Here is a 14,667-nt window from a genome sequence, read left to right on the forward strand (position 1 = left end):
AGACCACTAGCCGTTATTTAAATAAACGAGCTAGCGGTCTTACTTATTTAGGAATGATCTTCATATGAGTGAGTGGGTAATAAACAAATTGTGCTTTCCCTAAGATTTGATCTGCCTGGATTGCACCAAAAGAACGGCTGTCTTTGGACATGCGGCGATTATCACCCAGCACAAAATAGCTATCTTTAGGTAACTTTTCTTGCATTAACAATTCTTTTGAATCAAAATTCGTAGTGTAAGGCACCGTTTCATGATCTTTTTTTCTGTTTTTAGTTAAATACGGTTCAGCGATCGGCTGATTATTAACATATAATTGATCGTTTTCGTAACGCACAGCTTCTCCTGGTAAGCCAATCACACGTTTAATCAGAATCGATCCTGTGTCTGTTTTAAAGACCACCACATCAAACCGTTTAATTGCGGAGAATTTTTCCATCACAATCATATCTCCTTGATTCAAGGTTTTTTGCATGGAATGGCCATCCACCCGAACAGGAATCAGGAAAAATCCTCTTAAAATAAAAACGGCTACGATTGCTGGTACTAAGATTTTCAGAAAATACATTATATACCCAACATAATCACGTTTCTTCTTCAACTTCGTGCCACCTTTTTTCTAGTTTTTTTGAATTTCTTTGACTGCTGTATCGTAGGCAGCGTCATTTTCAAGAATTAATTTACCTAAAGTGGCTTCAATTTTTGTGGCTGTTTCATTGTCGATTTCTCCAGTTACAGGCAAGCCATTTTTCTGTTGAAGATCGCTAACCGCTGCTTTTGTTTCTGCGGTGTAGTTTGCATTGTTTTCATCAACAGGATACGCTAATACAGCTAAAATAGCATTTAAGTTCTGAATATCTTCAGATTGATCTCCTTCTTTTAGCGTTTTATCGCGAGGAATCAATTTTAAATAGGCATACTCGGGGTAATCAGCTTTGATGGTTGGTTCAATTCCTTTTTCGTTGATCCATTCGCCTTTTGGTGTTAACCATTTTAAAACAGTCAATTTTATTTCTGTTTGGTCATTTAAATCTTTCACCGTTTGGACCGTTCCTTTGCCAAATGTTTTCGTTCCAATTAATGGCACATTCGCAGATTCATGCAGTGCTGCAGCAAAAATTTCGGATGCACTGGCACTATTGCCATCAATGATCACTGCAACAGGTTCTTTTACTTTAAAGCCGTCGTCTAATTCTTTGGAAGCAACTTCTTTCATCGTACGTCCTTTTTTGTCTTCAAATTGAACAATTGTTTCGCCATTTTTTAAAAACATACTGGCCATTCGCTCTGCTTGATCTAGCAGTCCACCAGGATTTTGGCGTACATCAATTACAAAAGATTTAGCTCCTTTGGCACGTAAATTCGTGATTGTTTCTTTCAATTCATGATATGTTTTTTTACCAAAGGACGTAATTTTAATCGAGCCAATTTGTGCATCTTTTTTGTCTAACTCACCAGTCACTGTTTTAACGGGAATTTTCCCACGTTTGATTGAGATATTTTTAGTTTCTCCCTCTCTTTGGATAGTCAATTCAACGGAAGTCCCTTTTTTACCTCGAACTTTTGATACGACTTCTGCTAGTTTCATCCCTTTTGTAGCTGTACCATCAACTTTTTCAATAATATCGCCTTCTTTGATTCCCGCTTTTTCAGCTGGGGAATCTGCTACAGGGGCCTCTGCTACAACTGGTTCGCCATCTTTCATTGTCATAGTGGCACCAATTCCTTCAAAATCGCCAGATAAGCTTTCATTTAAATCACTGGCAGCAGATTCATTTAGATAAGTTGAGTATGGGTCTCCAATAGCTTCAGACATGCCTTTTAAGGCGCCTTCAACTAATTCATTTTTATCTACTTCACCTACATAATTGGTACTAATTTCATTATATAAATCCTGCACTTTGCTTAAATCAGCATTGGTAATTGCCCCTTCTTGACTCATCTTTTTAACACGATGATCAAAATAAATATAACTACTTCCTCCAGCTAAAAATGCGACACAGAGGAGCGAAATAATATATTGATAAAAAGGAACAGTTCGTTTGTTCTTCATAGATTTCATCTCATTTCTAACAAATTCGTCACTACTTTTGTTTACTATAACATGAATGAAAAAAGAGGTCGGACCAGAAGCGTTTAACTCCGAGAAATAAGAAGGAATTTCCGAAAATTGTTCTTTAATTTTTGGAGAATTCCGGCTTATTTCCGAAGGAGTTGCTTCTGTTCCCGCCGTTTATCAGTTTTTGAGCGTGGAGCAAAAATCCAAAGTGATTTTTGTCCCACGCTCTGGATTTATTTATTGTTTTCAAGGTACTTTTCCCATAACTCATCAAAGATGTCCATGTTGCTTAAATAGTCAGCATTCATTTCTAAATAAGAAGAAAGTTCATGATAATCCTCGGTTTGTTTTGGAAACTGAATATCTTTGGCCGCTTCATTGGCAAAATCAGTTTCAGGATCTTTAGCCGGACCTTTTAATGTCATTAAGTAATGGTAAAAGCTTCGTCTCATGTAAATTAGTCACTCCATTTTTCTTCGATAAATTCACTTCTACGTTGATGGGACAATCCATAACGCAAAGCGTCTTTTTTATAAAAGTCTTGATGGTATTCTTCAGCAGGATAAAATGGTGCTGCTGGTTCGATGGTGGTAACAATTGGTTCTGTAAAACGGCCGCTATTAGCTAGACGTTCTTTACTTTTCTCAGCAATTTCTTTTTGTTCTTGAGAACGATAAAAAATAACTGGCCGATAATTATCGCCGCGGTCTTGAAACTGACCGAAAGCATCAGTAGGATCCGTTTGTTGCCAATAAATATCCACTAATTGTTCGTAAGAAATAATCGCTGGATCAAAAGTGATTTCTACTGCTTCCGTATGGCCTGTTGTGTGTGTTAGAACCTGTTCATATGTTGGATTAGGCACGTGCCCACCTGTATAACCCGAAACAACTGAGATAATCCCTGGTTGTGTATCAAAAGGCTGCACCATACACCAGAAACAGCCGCCTGCAAAAATTGCTTTTTCTTCCATCTCTAACACTCCTTTTTTATTTCTCTTTTGGCAAGTATATATTCATCCGAATGTCATCGTCAACTAAATTAATCTTTTCTGCTCGAACAAATAGACCATTTTGCATTCTAAACTGATCTAAACGTAATAAAACAGTTTGATCATCCGGATTGATTTCAACCCATTTAGGTAGTTTGTAAGAACGTTTAGCAAATTTCAATACTTCTTTAATTGGCAAGCCTAACGTTCCTATAGATAAACTTTTTGCTTTTAATTGTACATTACCATTCGCCATCACGTAAGGATCAAAATATAAGTAAAAAGGAATGTCATGCCCTAACACCTGAAATGTTCCATTTAATAAAGCATCATTTTCTAAATAAAATTTATATTTGATCTCCGAACCTTTTTGAAAGTCGGCTAAATAAAAGTCAATCAGTTTGTTCACTTGTTGTTTTTTTGACTGAATGGTGACCACTGGCTCGCCTTCTTTTTCAACAATTGCTGGTATTTTCTTTAAATCTGGTTCGCGAACTTGTGTTGCTCGAAATGTCACGAAAGCTACACTACCAATGACTAAACCCACTAGAACAAGAAAAGCGATTTTCCAGGGATTTCGTTTAGGATTGGTTGGTTGTGTCTTTTTAATTGATTTACTTGTTTTTGGCTTTTCTTCATTCATTTTATTCACTACCTTCTGATTTGGTTATCCATTCTTTCTCTGTCTTGACCATTTCATCCCGGACAGCTCCAGCCATGATTTGGTAGCCAAGATTATTCGGATGGAAGCGGTCTTCTTCATATAACAAATTGTTTAAATCCTCTTTGCTAGCACTACTTCCTGTAGTTTCTGAGTCGCCACCAGTTACGCCAACTTCATCGCCACGACCTTTATAGAGTAAATCATTGATAGGAATGAAATAGGCTCGTTTTTGCTCTTGAACCATTTCTTTGGTTGCTTGATTCCAGTTATCAACGATTTCTTGCATTTCTGTAATTTCGGAAAAGTTTAAGTAGAAGGGATTGTAAATTCCTAAGACATAAATAGGGGCTTTCTCGTTGTATTCGCGGATTTCTTCAAGTAATCGTCTTACTCGGCGCTGATAAGCTTTTTGTGGACGATTGAACGAGCTGACTTTTAAATCGAAAATATTACTACTAATTACTTTCATTAAGTCATTGCCACCAACCGTTAGCGTAATCACGTCCGCAGAGGCAAGCCCCTTTTGAATTTCAGGTTTCTCTTTGATTCGCTTTAAAATTTGGTCACTACGATCCCCATTTTTCCCAAAATTGTCTGTTTGAACACCATTCAAGTTGTAGTGTTCTTTTAAATCATCCGCCACAATGGGAACAAAACCTCCACTATTCGTCAAATCGCCAATTCCTTCAGTTAAAGAATCACCTATTGCTGTATAATGAATGACTTCTTTTTGATTTTTTTGAGCAGTTGTGGCCACTTTCTCTTGCTTTAATAGTGGTTTCGCTTTGGGGATGGCCACACTTAACAATGTAAAAACACCTAGCGCAATGAGGATAGGTGTTAAGACGGTCAGCAAAATATGCTGTGTTTGTTTTTTCATCTTCGTCACTTCCTTTTAAATAAACCAACAAGAAATTTTCCTTTTCTTGTTAGAAAGAGGTTGCGTCTACTCATTTAAGAGTGAGACCCAACCTCGTTATTTCTTAGTCTGTATAGTACATAATAGCAAAGGCATTTTTTCCTGTATGTGTTGCAATGACTGGATTCGTATGTAATACGGGAATATCCATGTCTTTAAAGATTGCTTGTAATCCTTCTTTGAATCCATTTGCTAGTTCTAGCCCATCCGCATGAGAAATACCAATTTGTCGAACATTTGGAATCTTACTTAATTCTGATTTCAATTCGTCAAACCATTTATTAAACGTTTTAACGCCTCGGCCTTTCGCTACAGGAATCAATTCCGTATTTTCAAAGTCCATGACAACTTTCATATTAAAAATGTTTGATAATAATCCTGTTGTGCGACTGATTCGTCCACCTTTAACCAAATTATCCAATGTTGAAATGCCAATGTATAATTTAGTATTTTGTTTGACGCGTTCAATTTCAGCTAAAATTTCTGGAACACCCGCTCCCGCTTGTGCCAATTTTGCTGCTTGAATAACTTGGAAAGACAAACCTTGGTCTGTAAAATCGCTATCAATCACCGTTACTTTACTTGATGATAAGTTGCTAGCTTGACGGGCCGCTTCAACCGTTCCACTTAAGCCTTTTGTCATGTGAATCGAAATTACTTCACTGCCATCTTCACCTAAGCGATCATATAATTCTACAAATTCACCAATTGGTGGTTGACTGGTTTTGGGTAAGGCCTTCGCATTAGCCATCATGTCCATAAATTTTTCGCCTGGCAAATGATCATCATCTGGATAAACAACGCCATCAACCATAATTGATAAAGGCATCATATGGATATTTAATTCATCTCTAAGACTTTTTTCCATCGTACATGAAGAATCCGTTACGATTTTAACGTTTGTCATAAATTTATCACTCTTTCTTTAAAAGGAACCTGTTTTCATGGTAGAATACCATTAAACGGTTAATTATCTAGTTATAGTATAACAGACACTGCCGAATTTTTCATCAAATTAAAATAAAGGAAGTGAATTTATTGGAAAAAACGCATTTCTCCAAAAAATACCTAATCGTGAACGAAGTCTTAAATGCAGTTACGCATGGCATAGGCGCAGGTTTAAGTATTGCTGGCTTAGTCATTTTACTCGTTAAAGGGGCTCGTTTAGGCTCACCAATTCACGTGGTATCTTATGCTATTTATGGCTCCATGTTGATTCTACTTTTTTTATCTTCAACGTTATTTCATAGTTTAATTTTTACAAGAGCCAAAAAGGTCTTTCAGGTCTTCGATCATAGTTCTATTTTCTTATTGATTGCTGGCAGCTATACGCCGTTTTGCTTAATTAGTATTGGCGGTTGGTTAGGTTGGACCTTGTTTAGTTTAGTCTGGTTAATCGCCATCGTCGGTATTGTCTATAAATCCCTCACGTTGCATAAACAAGAAACAGTGAAAAACATTTCAACGATTATTTATATTGTTTTAGGTTGGCTCTGTATCATCGCTGCTCGTCCGTTATATGAATCTCTTGGGTTTACAGGAACAGCGTTATTGGTCGCAGGGGGCGTGGCTTACACATTAGGCGCAGCCTTCTATTCATTGAAAAATGTGCGGTTTATGCATGTAGTTTGGCACTTGTTCGTCATGCTTGCCGCAATCCTCATGTATTTTTCTGTTCTCTTTTATACGTAATCACAGCACAATAAGAACACGATGCTTTGAGCATCGTGTTCTTTTATTGCCCTAAATCTCTTTATTATAAAGGAATATTCTTCTTTTCGAATTATTTTAACATAAATTAGTAGAAAAGACTTTACAAAACGAACATACATTCGTATAATAACAATACGAACACTAGTTCGAATCAAATGAAGAGGTGATACACATGGAAGCAATTCGTCGTGTTGGATTTTTATTTTTTGTATTGGTTATCGGTATTTTTTTGGGAACATTAGGATTACGTCTTGCTTTTATGATCGTGACGCCGTTATTTATTCTTTGGTTTATGTCATGGGATGAGAAGCGTTATACACGTACACGTAAACAACAGCAAGCAAGATACGTTTATCGTAAGTTCCCTTAATAAATAATAAAACGGTGTGTTCCCCCCAAGCTACGCTCCGTTTTTATAAATATGTCAAAGAAAGAGCGAAGGATTAAATTCCTTCGCTCTTTCTAATTAAATTAGATTAATATTCCATTAAGGTAACAATATCGTAGCCATCAATTTTATCACGGCCGTGTAAATCCATTAATTCAATTAGGAACGCACAACCAACCACAATACCACCTAATTGTTCGACTAATTCGATGGTTGCTTTAATTGTACCGCCAGTTGCTAACAAGTCATCACAAATTAAAACACGCTGACCTGGTGTAATGGCATCTTTGTGCAACGTTAATGTATCTGAACCATATTCTAAATCATAAGTCACTTCGATGGTTTCACGAGGAAGTTTTCCTTTTTTACGAACCGGAGCAAAGCCGACCCCTAGTTCATAAGCCACTGGACAGCCGACAATAAAGCCACGAGCTTCCGGTCCTACAACCATATCAATTCTTTTCTCTTTCGCGTAATCCACGATTTGTTTCGTTGCTTCACGGTAGGCATCCCCATTAGCCATTAATGGAGAAATGTCACGGAACACGATCCCTTTCTCAGGATAATCTGGAATGCTTGCAATGTAATCTCTTAAATCCATTTTTATTTGTCCTCCTCATTCCACAGCCACTGTTGTATTGTTTGACAATCACTGTAAAGTAGAAATTCTTCTGTTTTTATTTTTTTCAATCGTTGTTGGTATACTTGACTTTCAGTCAATGGTCGATTGTTGGGTTTTTCAATACTGTTTAAAACACCGCTTTCTATTGTAACAAATCCTAAGTCAAAAAACACCTGTATCATGAAAATTAATAATTTTTCTTGGATATTTAAGTAATTTGCCACCTTTGATAGCTGAGAACGTAGATTTACTTCTTTTTGCTGCAAAATAAATTTATACAATGTTGCAAATTGTTCACGTGAAGCCATACCGTTTAAATAAGCTTCTTCTGGTGAAATAAACATCATGTATATACGTTGTATCTCAGTCGCTTCAACAATTTCTTTGACTGTGATTGCTTCCACAGGACAGTCGACAAAAACCAGTTGTTCGATTTTATTTTGAGAAACAGCTTCCACCAATTCTTCTTGGCTTGACCAAACGATCATTTTAGCGGTTGGATCTGAAATGAATTTTTGATTTTTTTCATCAAACAAAAGATAAGCTGTTGCTTCTGAAGGAATTGGTTTCGTTTGATTATTTTTCCCACGAAAATCAAATAATTGTCTTCCCGATACAGCAAAATCGGTCACCATTAATTGTGGCTTCTTACGACCATTCCATTCATTGATGGAAAGTTGTCCTACCACATCGGCAGTTCCTTGTGCTAGTTCATCCGCTTGAGGCCCCATTTGAAAAGCAATTGCATCCAATTGTGCCCCTTCTTGATTCATTTGAAATTTCAGATGTGCATTATCTGCACCAATTTGACGAATTTGCGTAGGCGTGATTTCCTTAAATACAAAAGTTGGAACAGTATTATCAGTCCCAAAAGGCGCTAAAATACGCAATTGATCAATAAAAGCAGTCGTTGCCTGCGAAACCGCTAAGCTCTCACTAATGAGTAACTCTTGTCCATTAGCCATATCAATTTGATTTTTTTCAATAAAGTGTGCCAAATGTTCTTGAACAAAAGGAATATTTTCAACAGGTAAAGTCATTCCCGCTGCCATATGATGCCCACCAAAATGAGTGAATTGCTCACGCACTTCGTTCAACGCCTCATAGAGATTCAATGCGCTAATGCTACGTCCAGAGCCTTTTGCGGTTTTACCAGATTCATCTATTGCTAAAATAATGGTTGGTTTTCCCGTTTCTTGCATAATGCGACCCGCGACAATCCCCAAGACGCCTTCATGCCAGCCTTGTTTCGCTAAAATGTGGACCGGCGCATGCGGGTCGACTAATTCTAGCGCTTCTTTGGCAATCGTCGCTACAATGTCTTTTCGTTCATTGTTTTGTTGATCGATATATTTAGCGATTTCCAGCGCTTGCTCTTCATCAAATGTAGTCAGCAATTCAACACCTGGTGCGGCTTCCCCTAATCGACCTAACGCATTTAAACGAGGTCCGATGGTAAAGCCAATTGATTCTTCTGAAACAGCTTCCTTTTTCACACCCGCTTCTTGTAGTAAAACGTCTAAACCAATTCGATCACCAGTTTGAATCATTTGCAGGCCCATTTTAACAAACGTTCTATTTTCATCGGTTAATGAAACCAAGTCAGCAATTGTCCCAATTGCTACCAAATCTAATAACTCAATTGGCAATTCACCAAGTAACGCAGTAGCGACTTTGAAAGCCACGCCAACACCAGCTAAATCTCCAAAAGGATAGTCTCCTTGTGGATGCCTAGGGTGGACAATCGCATAGGCTTCTGGTAATTGTTCAGGCAATTCATGATGGTCTGTAACGATTACATCTACCCCTTGAGCCATAGCGTAGCTAATTGCTTCATGTCCGGCTACACCATTATCAACGGTTACAATTAATTGAACTCCTTGTTCAATTTGTTCAGCAAATACGTCTTTATTAGGTCCATATCCATGAACAAAACGATTCGGTAGAAAGTACTGAACCATGCCACCGACTAATTCGATTGCTTCTTTCATAACCGTGGTACTAGTGATGCCATCTGCATCGTAATCCCCATAGATAAGGATTTGTTCACCCGCTTCGACAGCTTGCTGGATGCGGGCTACCGCTTTCTCCATATCATGCATTAAGAACGGATCATAAATATCTTCGATAGTTGGATGTAGAAACTTACGTAATGCTTCTTCTGTCCGGATATTGCGGTGCCATAAAAGTTGGCCAATTACTGGATTAATTTCTTCTTTTTTTAATTGTTCTATAAATTCTACAGGTAATTCTGTCTTTGTCTGTAACTGCCATTGATAGTTTGATTTTTTCACGACGTCACTCCTAACCAAGTAATTATAGCAAAATTTTCCCAAAAACTAAAGAAAGCATTTTTTTAAATCTGAGAAAAAAACTGTGATATCTGTTAGATAAATAGCAGATATCACAGTTTAATTTTAAAAGAAACTTAGCGATAAAGTCTCTTACTTATTTTTGTTCCTCTTCATTCACACGAGGTTTCACATAACGATCAATACGACTACCTGACACAGGCGTTGCGTCTACTTCTGTGTTTGATGTTTGTTCGTTTACCACTGGTTCTGAGACTTGTGTGGCTACCGCTTGTTTGGCTTGCAAATCAGCCAATTGATTATCAAAAGAACGTTGAACTTTTTCCGTTTCTTCTTTGACTAATTTATCCATATCATTTTTGTAAATATCCAACTCTTTTTGTAAAGATTTTAATTCCTTACGTTGGTTCCAAATAGTGGTCGTCGAGGTTAGTAATCCAACTAGTGCACCAATAATTGCAGAACCTAAAATAATTAAAATTAACGGTCCACTAATTTTAGTAAAACCAAAGTTTACTGGAACAGCTTGATTATTTAAAACAGCAAAAATAACAACAATTAAGACCAACACAAGGCCCAAAATAACACGCCATTGATTTTTCATGACTTGATCGACTCCTTTATTTTTTATTTAAAATATTCCCCGCTATGAAATCTCCTAAATGTGGAAACATTGTATAAAAGCGGGCAGCTGCTTCCATGACAAATGGACGATTAATCTCACGTCGAGAAGTTCCCATACTCCCAACCACTTCTTTCGCTAATTTCGTAGGGTCCAAAACAATTTTATCCACCGCAGCTAGATAAGTGCCTGTCGGGTCCGCTTTATCAAAGAATTCTGTTTGGATTGGTCCTGGATTGACAGTCGTTACTGCTACACCCAACGGTTTCAATTCTAAACGTAAAGCATTTGAAAAACCTAATACAGCAAATTTTGTTGCAGAATAAACGGTTGATTTAGCTGTAGCCATCTTCCCAGCCATTGAAGCAACGTTGATAATATGTCCTTGCCCAGCTTCAATCATTTTAATGGCTACTTTTTGAGTAAACGTCATCATTCCTAGAACGTTGACATCAAACATTTGGCGCGCAACAGCCAAGTCAATTGCAACAAAATTTTCAAACAAACCAAAACCAGCATTGTTGACTAAAACATCTATCGGACCAACTTCTGCAGAAATAGCTTCAACCACACGTTCAACACTTTCTGGATCGGCAATATCTAATTGATAAGAAAACGCTTCTCTTCCACTTAAAGCAGCGCAATGCTGGCGAACTTTACTAATCAAATTAATTCTGCGGGCGCAGACAACGACGACCGCCCCTTGTTTAGCTGCTTCATAACAAATTTGTTCACCTAAACCAGCTGAACCTCCAGTTACGACAACGACTTTATTTGTTAAATCCATCTAAGCTCCTCCTTCATTGGCAAATGGAATCTCAATGATATCCATATCTTTCACGATTTTTGTATTGGGGAAAATTTCTTGGGCTTCTTCTTGAAGCTGATAGGCCTCTTTGGTTAAATAACGGGCACTAATATGCGTTAAGATAAGTTGTTTTACTTGCGCTTCTTTTGCAACTTCAGCTGCTTGTTGACTGGTTGAGTGGAAGTAGGCTTTTGCCATTTTTGCTTCGTGTTTATTAAACGTACTTTCATGGACTAAAACATCCGCTCGTCGTGCTAAGGTTACACTATTTTTAGTTTTGCGAGTGTCTCCTAAAATCGTCACGATTCGTCCAGGTTTACGCTCTCCCACAAACGCTTGTCCATTAATTTCCTGTCCATCAAAAACAATCGTTTCACCACGTTTGAGTTTGCCATACAATGGCCCAGAAGGAATCCCTAAAGCTTGAAGTTTCTCTACTTGTAATTCTCCTTCATGCGCTGCTTCCTCAATTCGATAGCCAAAGCTCGTGATGCCATGGTCCAAAATATTACAGCGAACAGTGAATTGTTTATCTTTAAAAATAACGTCATTTTCTTTCGTTAATTCAATAAATTTCAGTGGATAGGACAACCGCGATTGTGAGACCCGTAAAGAAGTTTTAACAAAATCAGCAATCCCAACTGGTCCATAGATTTCTAAAGGTTCTGTCCCGCCCTGAAAAGAACGACTACTTAACAAACCAGGTAAACCAAAAATATGATCCCCATGTAAATGTGTAATAAAAATCTTTTCAATTTTTCTTGGGCGAATACTACTTTTTAAAATTTGCAATTGAGTCCCTTCTCCACAATCGAAGAGCCAAACTGCATTTCGTTCATCTAATAATTTCAACGCAATTCCTGTGACATTGCGATGTTTTGCTGGTACACCAGCGCCTGTTCCTAAAAATTGTATTTCCATCTGCTACCATACTTTCTTTTAAACTTCCTTTTTATTTTAGAAGAAGTTTGCTCCTTTAGCAAATAATAATTTATCCATTTTCTCAAAGTTTTCTTCTTAGTTTACCGCATTTTACGATAAAATAACAAAAAATTAGCAAACTACCATAAAAAACCATGATTTCTTAGTATTTTAAAGAGCGTGGGATAAAAATCACTTTGGATTTTTGCTCCACGCTCAAAAACTGATAAACGGCGGGAACAGAACCAACTCCTTCGGAAATAAGCCGAAATTCTCCAAAAATTAAAGAGCAATTTTCGGAGATTTCTTCTTATTTCTCGGAGCTAAACGGTTCTGTCCCGACCTCTTGATCCTTATTCTTCTTTCGATGTCGCTTCTTTATGTTGTTCTTTTTTTGCTTGCCACGATTGTTTCGCTTCATTTGCAACTTCGTTCGCATCATTAATTTCTTGTTGGACTTCCTCTAAATCAAGCCGCGTGATTTCGCCACCTAAGTCAAACATAACCAATTGGTTGAGCGGACGGTTGTCTTCTTCTTCTGCAATTAATAACAATCCCGTTTGTCCTTCATCAATCTTTTGAATCACATGTTCAAAAACCGTTTGTGCTTCTTGAATTTCTTTGGCGTCTTTGCTTGCACCATACATACTTCCAGCAAACCAGCCAAAAAGAATGCCCAGAGGACCACCTAATATGCCTACTAGCATCCCGATCATGCTATCTTTTGATGTATGATTGTTGCCTGTAAAATCGATAAAATCATTGATTTTAAATTGATGCTGGCCATCATTAACATGCGTAACAACCGCCATCTGCTCACCTTTAAGCTGTCTTTCTGCCTGCATCTTTTTTATTTCGGAAAATGCTTGGTACGATTTACTTTCAATATCAAAATTCATAATGATAATTCGTTTTGCCATACAAATCGCTCCTTTATTCTGGATACATCTATTTTAGCAAGAAAGGCCTGCCTCTAGCAATGAAAACTTTTTGGTTATGTATAAAAAAAGAAGATAGCTAGGCTACCTCCTTGTTAATGCTTATTTACCATCAAGAATATTTAAACGGACCTTTTTCGGACCATCGATACGTACACTATAAACAATTGTCCGAATTGCTTTTGCAACACGCCCTTGTTTACCAATGATACGTCCAATATCTTCTTTGGCCACAGTCAAATTATACTCGAGGAAATCAGGTGATTCCTCAATTTCTAATGAGACTGCTTCAGGTTGACTGACTAACGGACGGACAATAGTTAAAATTAACTCTTTCACATCTGCCATATTCAATCACCTTATTTCTTAACGTTTTTAGCTTCATGATGTTTTTTCATAACGCCTTCTTTTGAAAGGATGTTACGAACTGTATCAGAAGGTTGCGCACCTTTAGATAACCAATCTAAAACTAAATCTTCTTTTAAAACTACTTCTGCAGGGTCTTTCAAAGGGTTGTAAGTACCTACAGTTTCGATGAAACGTCCATCACGAGGAGAACGAGAATCAGCTACTACAATACGGTAAAAAGGACTCTTTTTAGAACCCATACGTTTTAAACGAATTTTAACTGCCATTATTAAATACACCTCCATTAACTTAATCACAAGAGTTAGTTTAACAGATTAACAACAACCTGTAAAGAGTTTTTTCTTGACACCTTTACTTTTTTTCAATTTTTTTAGCCAATTTGCAGGAAATCAAACGAAATAATGAAGAATTTTTACAAAATTTGATAATAGTTGTACTGGTTTCTCACTTGAAAGCCTTCTGTTTGATAGAGATGAAGCGCTGCTTGATTTTCTGTTTCAACTTCTAAAAAAATAGTCGCTGAGGCTGAATTTTCTAAAATCATTCGGAGCGCAGACTGTAACACTTGACGGCCAAGACCGCGACCTCGTTGCGTTTTTGTCACAACAAAGCCATAAATCCCCCATTCGTTTTCAAAATGATCCAAACGTAGCGTGGCTAAAAGTTGATTGTTTTCTTTATAAATAAGTGTTCGTTGAAGGTCCTCCGGTAAAGGCGTACCTTCGAGTAACCTAGCCAAGGAATCCAAATCAGCCACTTGTGGTCGGAGAAGTGTCAGCTTCGCCAACGCCTGTGAGTAAGTTTCTCCTTGAAAAACCAGATACTGTTCTGAAAAAGCTGGCACAATTCCTTGTCTATTAAAATAATTCAGGCCAACAGATTGTGTGTCGTCCATCACGAGAAAGACTTCTTTCATTCCCAACAAAGCTGCTTGCTTTTCGAGTTCTTGAACAAGTTCTTCAAAAAATGGTCCTACATTTGGCGCAACAATCGTCGCTTCCAAGGTTTCCCCATCAAAACAATACCCTACGATATATGCTTGAATGGTTTGTTCCTTCCTGTATAAACCATAATAAGTATAAGCTGATTCCTCAGGAAATGTTTGTTCCAATTTATAAAAAGTTCCTTGTTTAATCATTTCCTTGTTTCTTAATTCAGTCAATGTTTGTTTCTCCAACGGTGTTAACTGTCGGCGCCAATTTATTTTTTTATTCAAGCAGTTGCTCCTTTACTCATCCTTTTACTAGCTATTATACGTGAAGTTACGAAGTTCAACAATGTACAAGGATAAAACGTTTGCGCTTTTTTTGAAAAAGTACTATCATAAAGTAAGTAAAAGAAAAA

At 37.4% G+C, this 14,667-nt stretch carries 18 protein-coding genes; 2 read left to right on the forward strand and 16 right to left on the reverse strand.

What is annotated here, in order from left to right; all coding sequences use genetic code 11:
• Window positions 1-43: 43 nt before the first annotated feature.
• The 7 genes from lepB to IGI87_RS07685 form a co-directional block, all read right to left on the reverse strand.
• A complete protein-coding gene (gene lepB, locus IGI87_RS07655; RefSeq protein ID WP_438736573.1) occupies window positions 44-598 on the reverse strand; it encodes a signal peptidase I in 555 nt (184 codons plus the stop codon).
• Window positions 599-616: 18 nt separating this feature from the next.
• A complete protein-coding gene (locus IGI87_RS07660) occupies window positions 617-2,059 on the reverse strand; it encodes a S41 family peptidase (RefSeq protein WP_162782482.1) in 1,443 nt (480 codons plus the stop codon).
• A 230-nt stretch (window positions 2,060-2,289) separates the two neighbouring features.
• On the reverse strand, window positions 2,290-2,508 hold the full coding sequence (locus IGI87_RS07665; protein WP_002357449.1) for a YozE family protein: 219 nt from the start codon (window positions 2,506-2,508) through the stop codon (window positions 2,290-2,292).
• 5 nt (window positions 2,509-2,513) lie between these two features.
• Complete coding sequence (gene msrA, locus IGI87_RS07670) at window positions 2,514-3,029, reverse strand: peptide-methionine (S)-S-oxide reductase MsrA (protein ID WP_002357448.1); 516 nt, start codon at window positions 3,027-3,029, stop codon at window positions 2,514-2,516.
• 16 nt (window positions 3,030-3,045) lie between these two features.
• Window positions 3,046-3,699 (reverse strand): YpmS family protein, encoded by a 654-nt coding sequence (locus tag IGI87_RS07675; protein WP_002377303.1) that lies wholly within the window; start codon window positions 3,697-3,699, stop codon window positions 3,046-3,048.
• Entirely contained in the window at window positions 3,692-4,591 is a 900-nt protein-coding gene (locus IGI87_RS07680) for an SGNH/GDSL hydrolase family protein (RefSeq protein WP_162782484.1), read from the reverse strand. The genes IGI87_RS07675 and IGI87_RS07680 overlap by 8 nt, the downstream gene beginning before the upstream one ends.
• A 103-nt stretch (window positions 4,592-4,694) precedes the next feature.
• Window positions 4,695-5,537 (reverse strand): DegV family protein, encoded by an 843-nt coding sequence (locus tag IGI87_RS07685; protein WP_002357444.1) that lies wholly within the window; start codon window positions 5,535-5,537, stop codon window positions 4,695-4,697.
• Between the two features lie 131 nt (window positions 5,538-5,668).
• Here IGI87_RS07685 and trhA point away from each other — a divergent pair, with 131 nt between their 5' ends.
• Both trhA and IGI87_RS07695 read left to right on the forward strand, forming a co-directional pair.
• The gene (gene trhA, locus IGI87_RS07690) at window positions 5,669-6,322 is read left to right on the forward strand and encodes a PAQR family membrane homeostasis protein TrhA (protein ID WP_162782485.1); all 654 of its coding nucleotides are present in this window, start codon (window positions 5,669-5,671) and stop codon (window positions 6,320-6,322) included.
• Window positions 6,323-6,515: 193 nt separating this feature from the next.
• Window positions 6,516-6,713: a hypothetical protein gene (locus tag IGI87_RS07695; protein WP_002360203.1), complete on the forward strand. Its 198-nt coding sequence runs from the start codon at window positions 6,516-6,518 to the stop codon at window positions 6,711-6,713.
• A 106-nt stretch (window positions 6,714-6,819) separates the two neighbouring features.
• On the opposite strand, the gene IGI87_RS07700 is transcribed toward IGI87_RS07695, so the two are convergent.
• The 9 genes from IGI87_RS07700 to IGI87_RS07740 form a co-directional block, all read right to left on the reverse strand.
• Entirely contained in the window at window positions 6,820-7,332 is a 513-nt protein-coding gene (locus IGI87_RS07700; protein WP_002357441.1) for an adenine phosphoribosyltransferase, read from the reverse strand.
• Window positions 7,333-7,334: 2 nt separating this feature from the next.
• Window positions 7,335-9,647 (reverse strand): single-stranded-DNA-specific exonuclease RecJ, encoded by a 2,313-nt coding sequence (gene recJ / locus IGI87_RS07705; protein ID WP_438736574.1) that lies wholly within the window; start codon window positions 9,645-9,647, stop codon window positions 7,335-7,337.
• A gap of 154 nt (window positions 9,648-9,801) precedes the next feature.
• Window positions 9,802-10,269, reverse strand: a complete 468-nt coding sequence (locus IGI87_RS07710) for a LapA family protein (RefSeq protein ID WP_104853690.1) — start codon at window positions 10,267-10,269, stop codon at window positions 9,802-9,804.
• Window positions 10,270-10,285: 16 nt separating this feature from the next.
• Window positions 10,286-11,074 (reverse strand): SDR family NAD(P)-dependent oxidoreductase, encoded by a 789-nt coding sequence (locus IGI87_RS07715; protein ID WP_438736575.1) that lies wholly within the window; start codon window positions 11,072-11,074, stop codon window positions 10,286-10,288.
• Window positions 11,075-12,016: a ribonuclease Z gene (gene rnz, locus IGI87_RS07720; RefSeq protein WP_002360200.1), complete on the reverse strand. Its 942-nt coding sequence runs from the start codon at window positions 12,014-12,016 to the stop codon at window positions 11,075-11,077.
• Window positions 12,017-12,369: 353 nt separating this feature from the next.
• Window positions 12,370-12,936 (reverse strand): hypothetical protein, encoded by a 567-nt coding sequence (locus IGI87_RS07725; RefSeq protein WP_002357436.1) that lies wholly within the window; start codon window positions 12,934-12,936, stop codon window positions 12,370-12,372.
• Window positions 12,937-13,056: 120 nt separating this feature from the next.
• Window positions 13,057-13,302, reverse strand: a complete 246-nt coding sequence (locus IGI87_RS07730) for a KH domain-containing protein (protein ID WP_368552396.1) — start codon at window positions 13,300-13,302, stop codon at window positions 13,057-13,059.
• A gap of 11 nt (window positions 13,303-13,313) precedes the next feature.
• Window positions 13,314-13,589 (reverse strand): 30S ribosomal protein S16, encoded by a 276-nt coding sequence (gene rpsP / locus IGI87_RS07735; RefSeq protein WP_002357434.1) that lies wholly within the window; start codon window positions 13,587-13,589, stop codon window positions 13,314-13,316.
• 146 nt (window positions 13,590-13,735) lie between these two features.
• On the reverse strand, window positions 13,736-14,539 hold the full coding sequence (locus IGI87_RS07740; RefSeq protein WP_438736576.1) for a GNAT family N-acetyltransferase: 804 nt from the start codon (window positions 14,537-14,539) through the stop codon (window positions 13,736-13,738).
• Window positions 14,540-14,667 lie beyond the last annotated feature (128 nt).

It is taken from the genome of Enterococcus sp. DIV1444a, assembly GCF_051712125.1.
GTDB lineage: Bacteria > Bacillota > Bacilli > Lactobacillales > Enterococcaceae > Enterococcus > Enterococcus faecalis.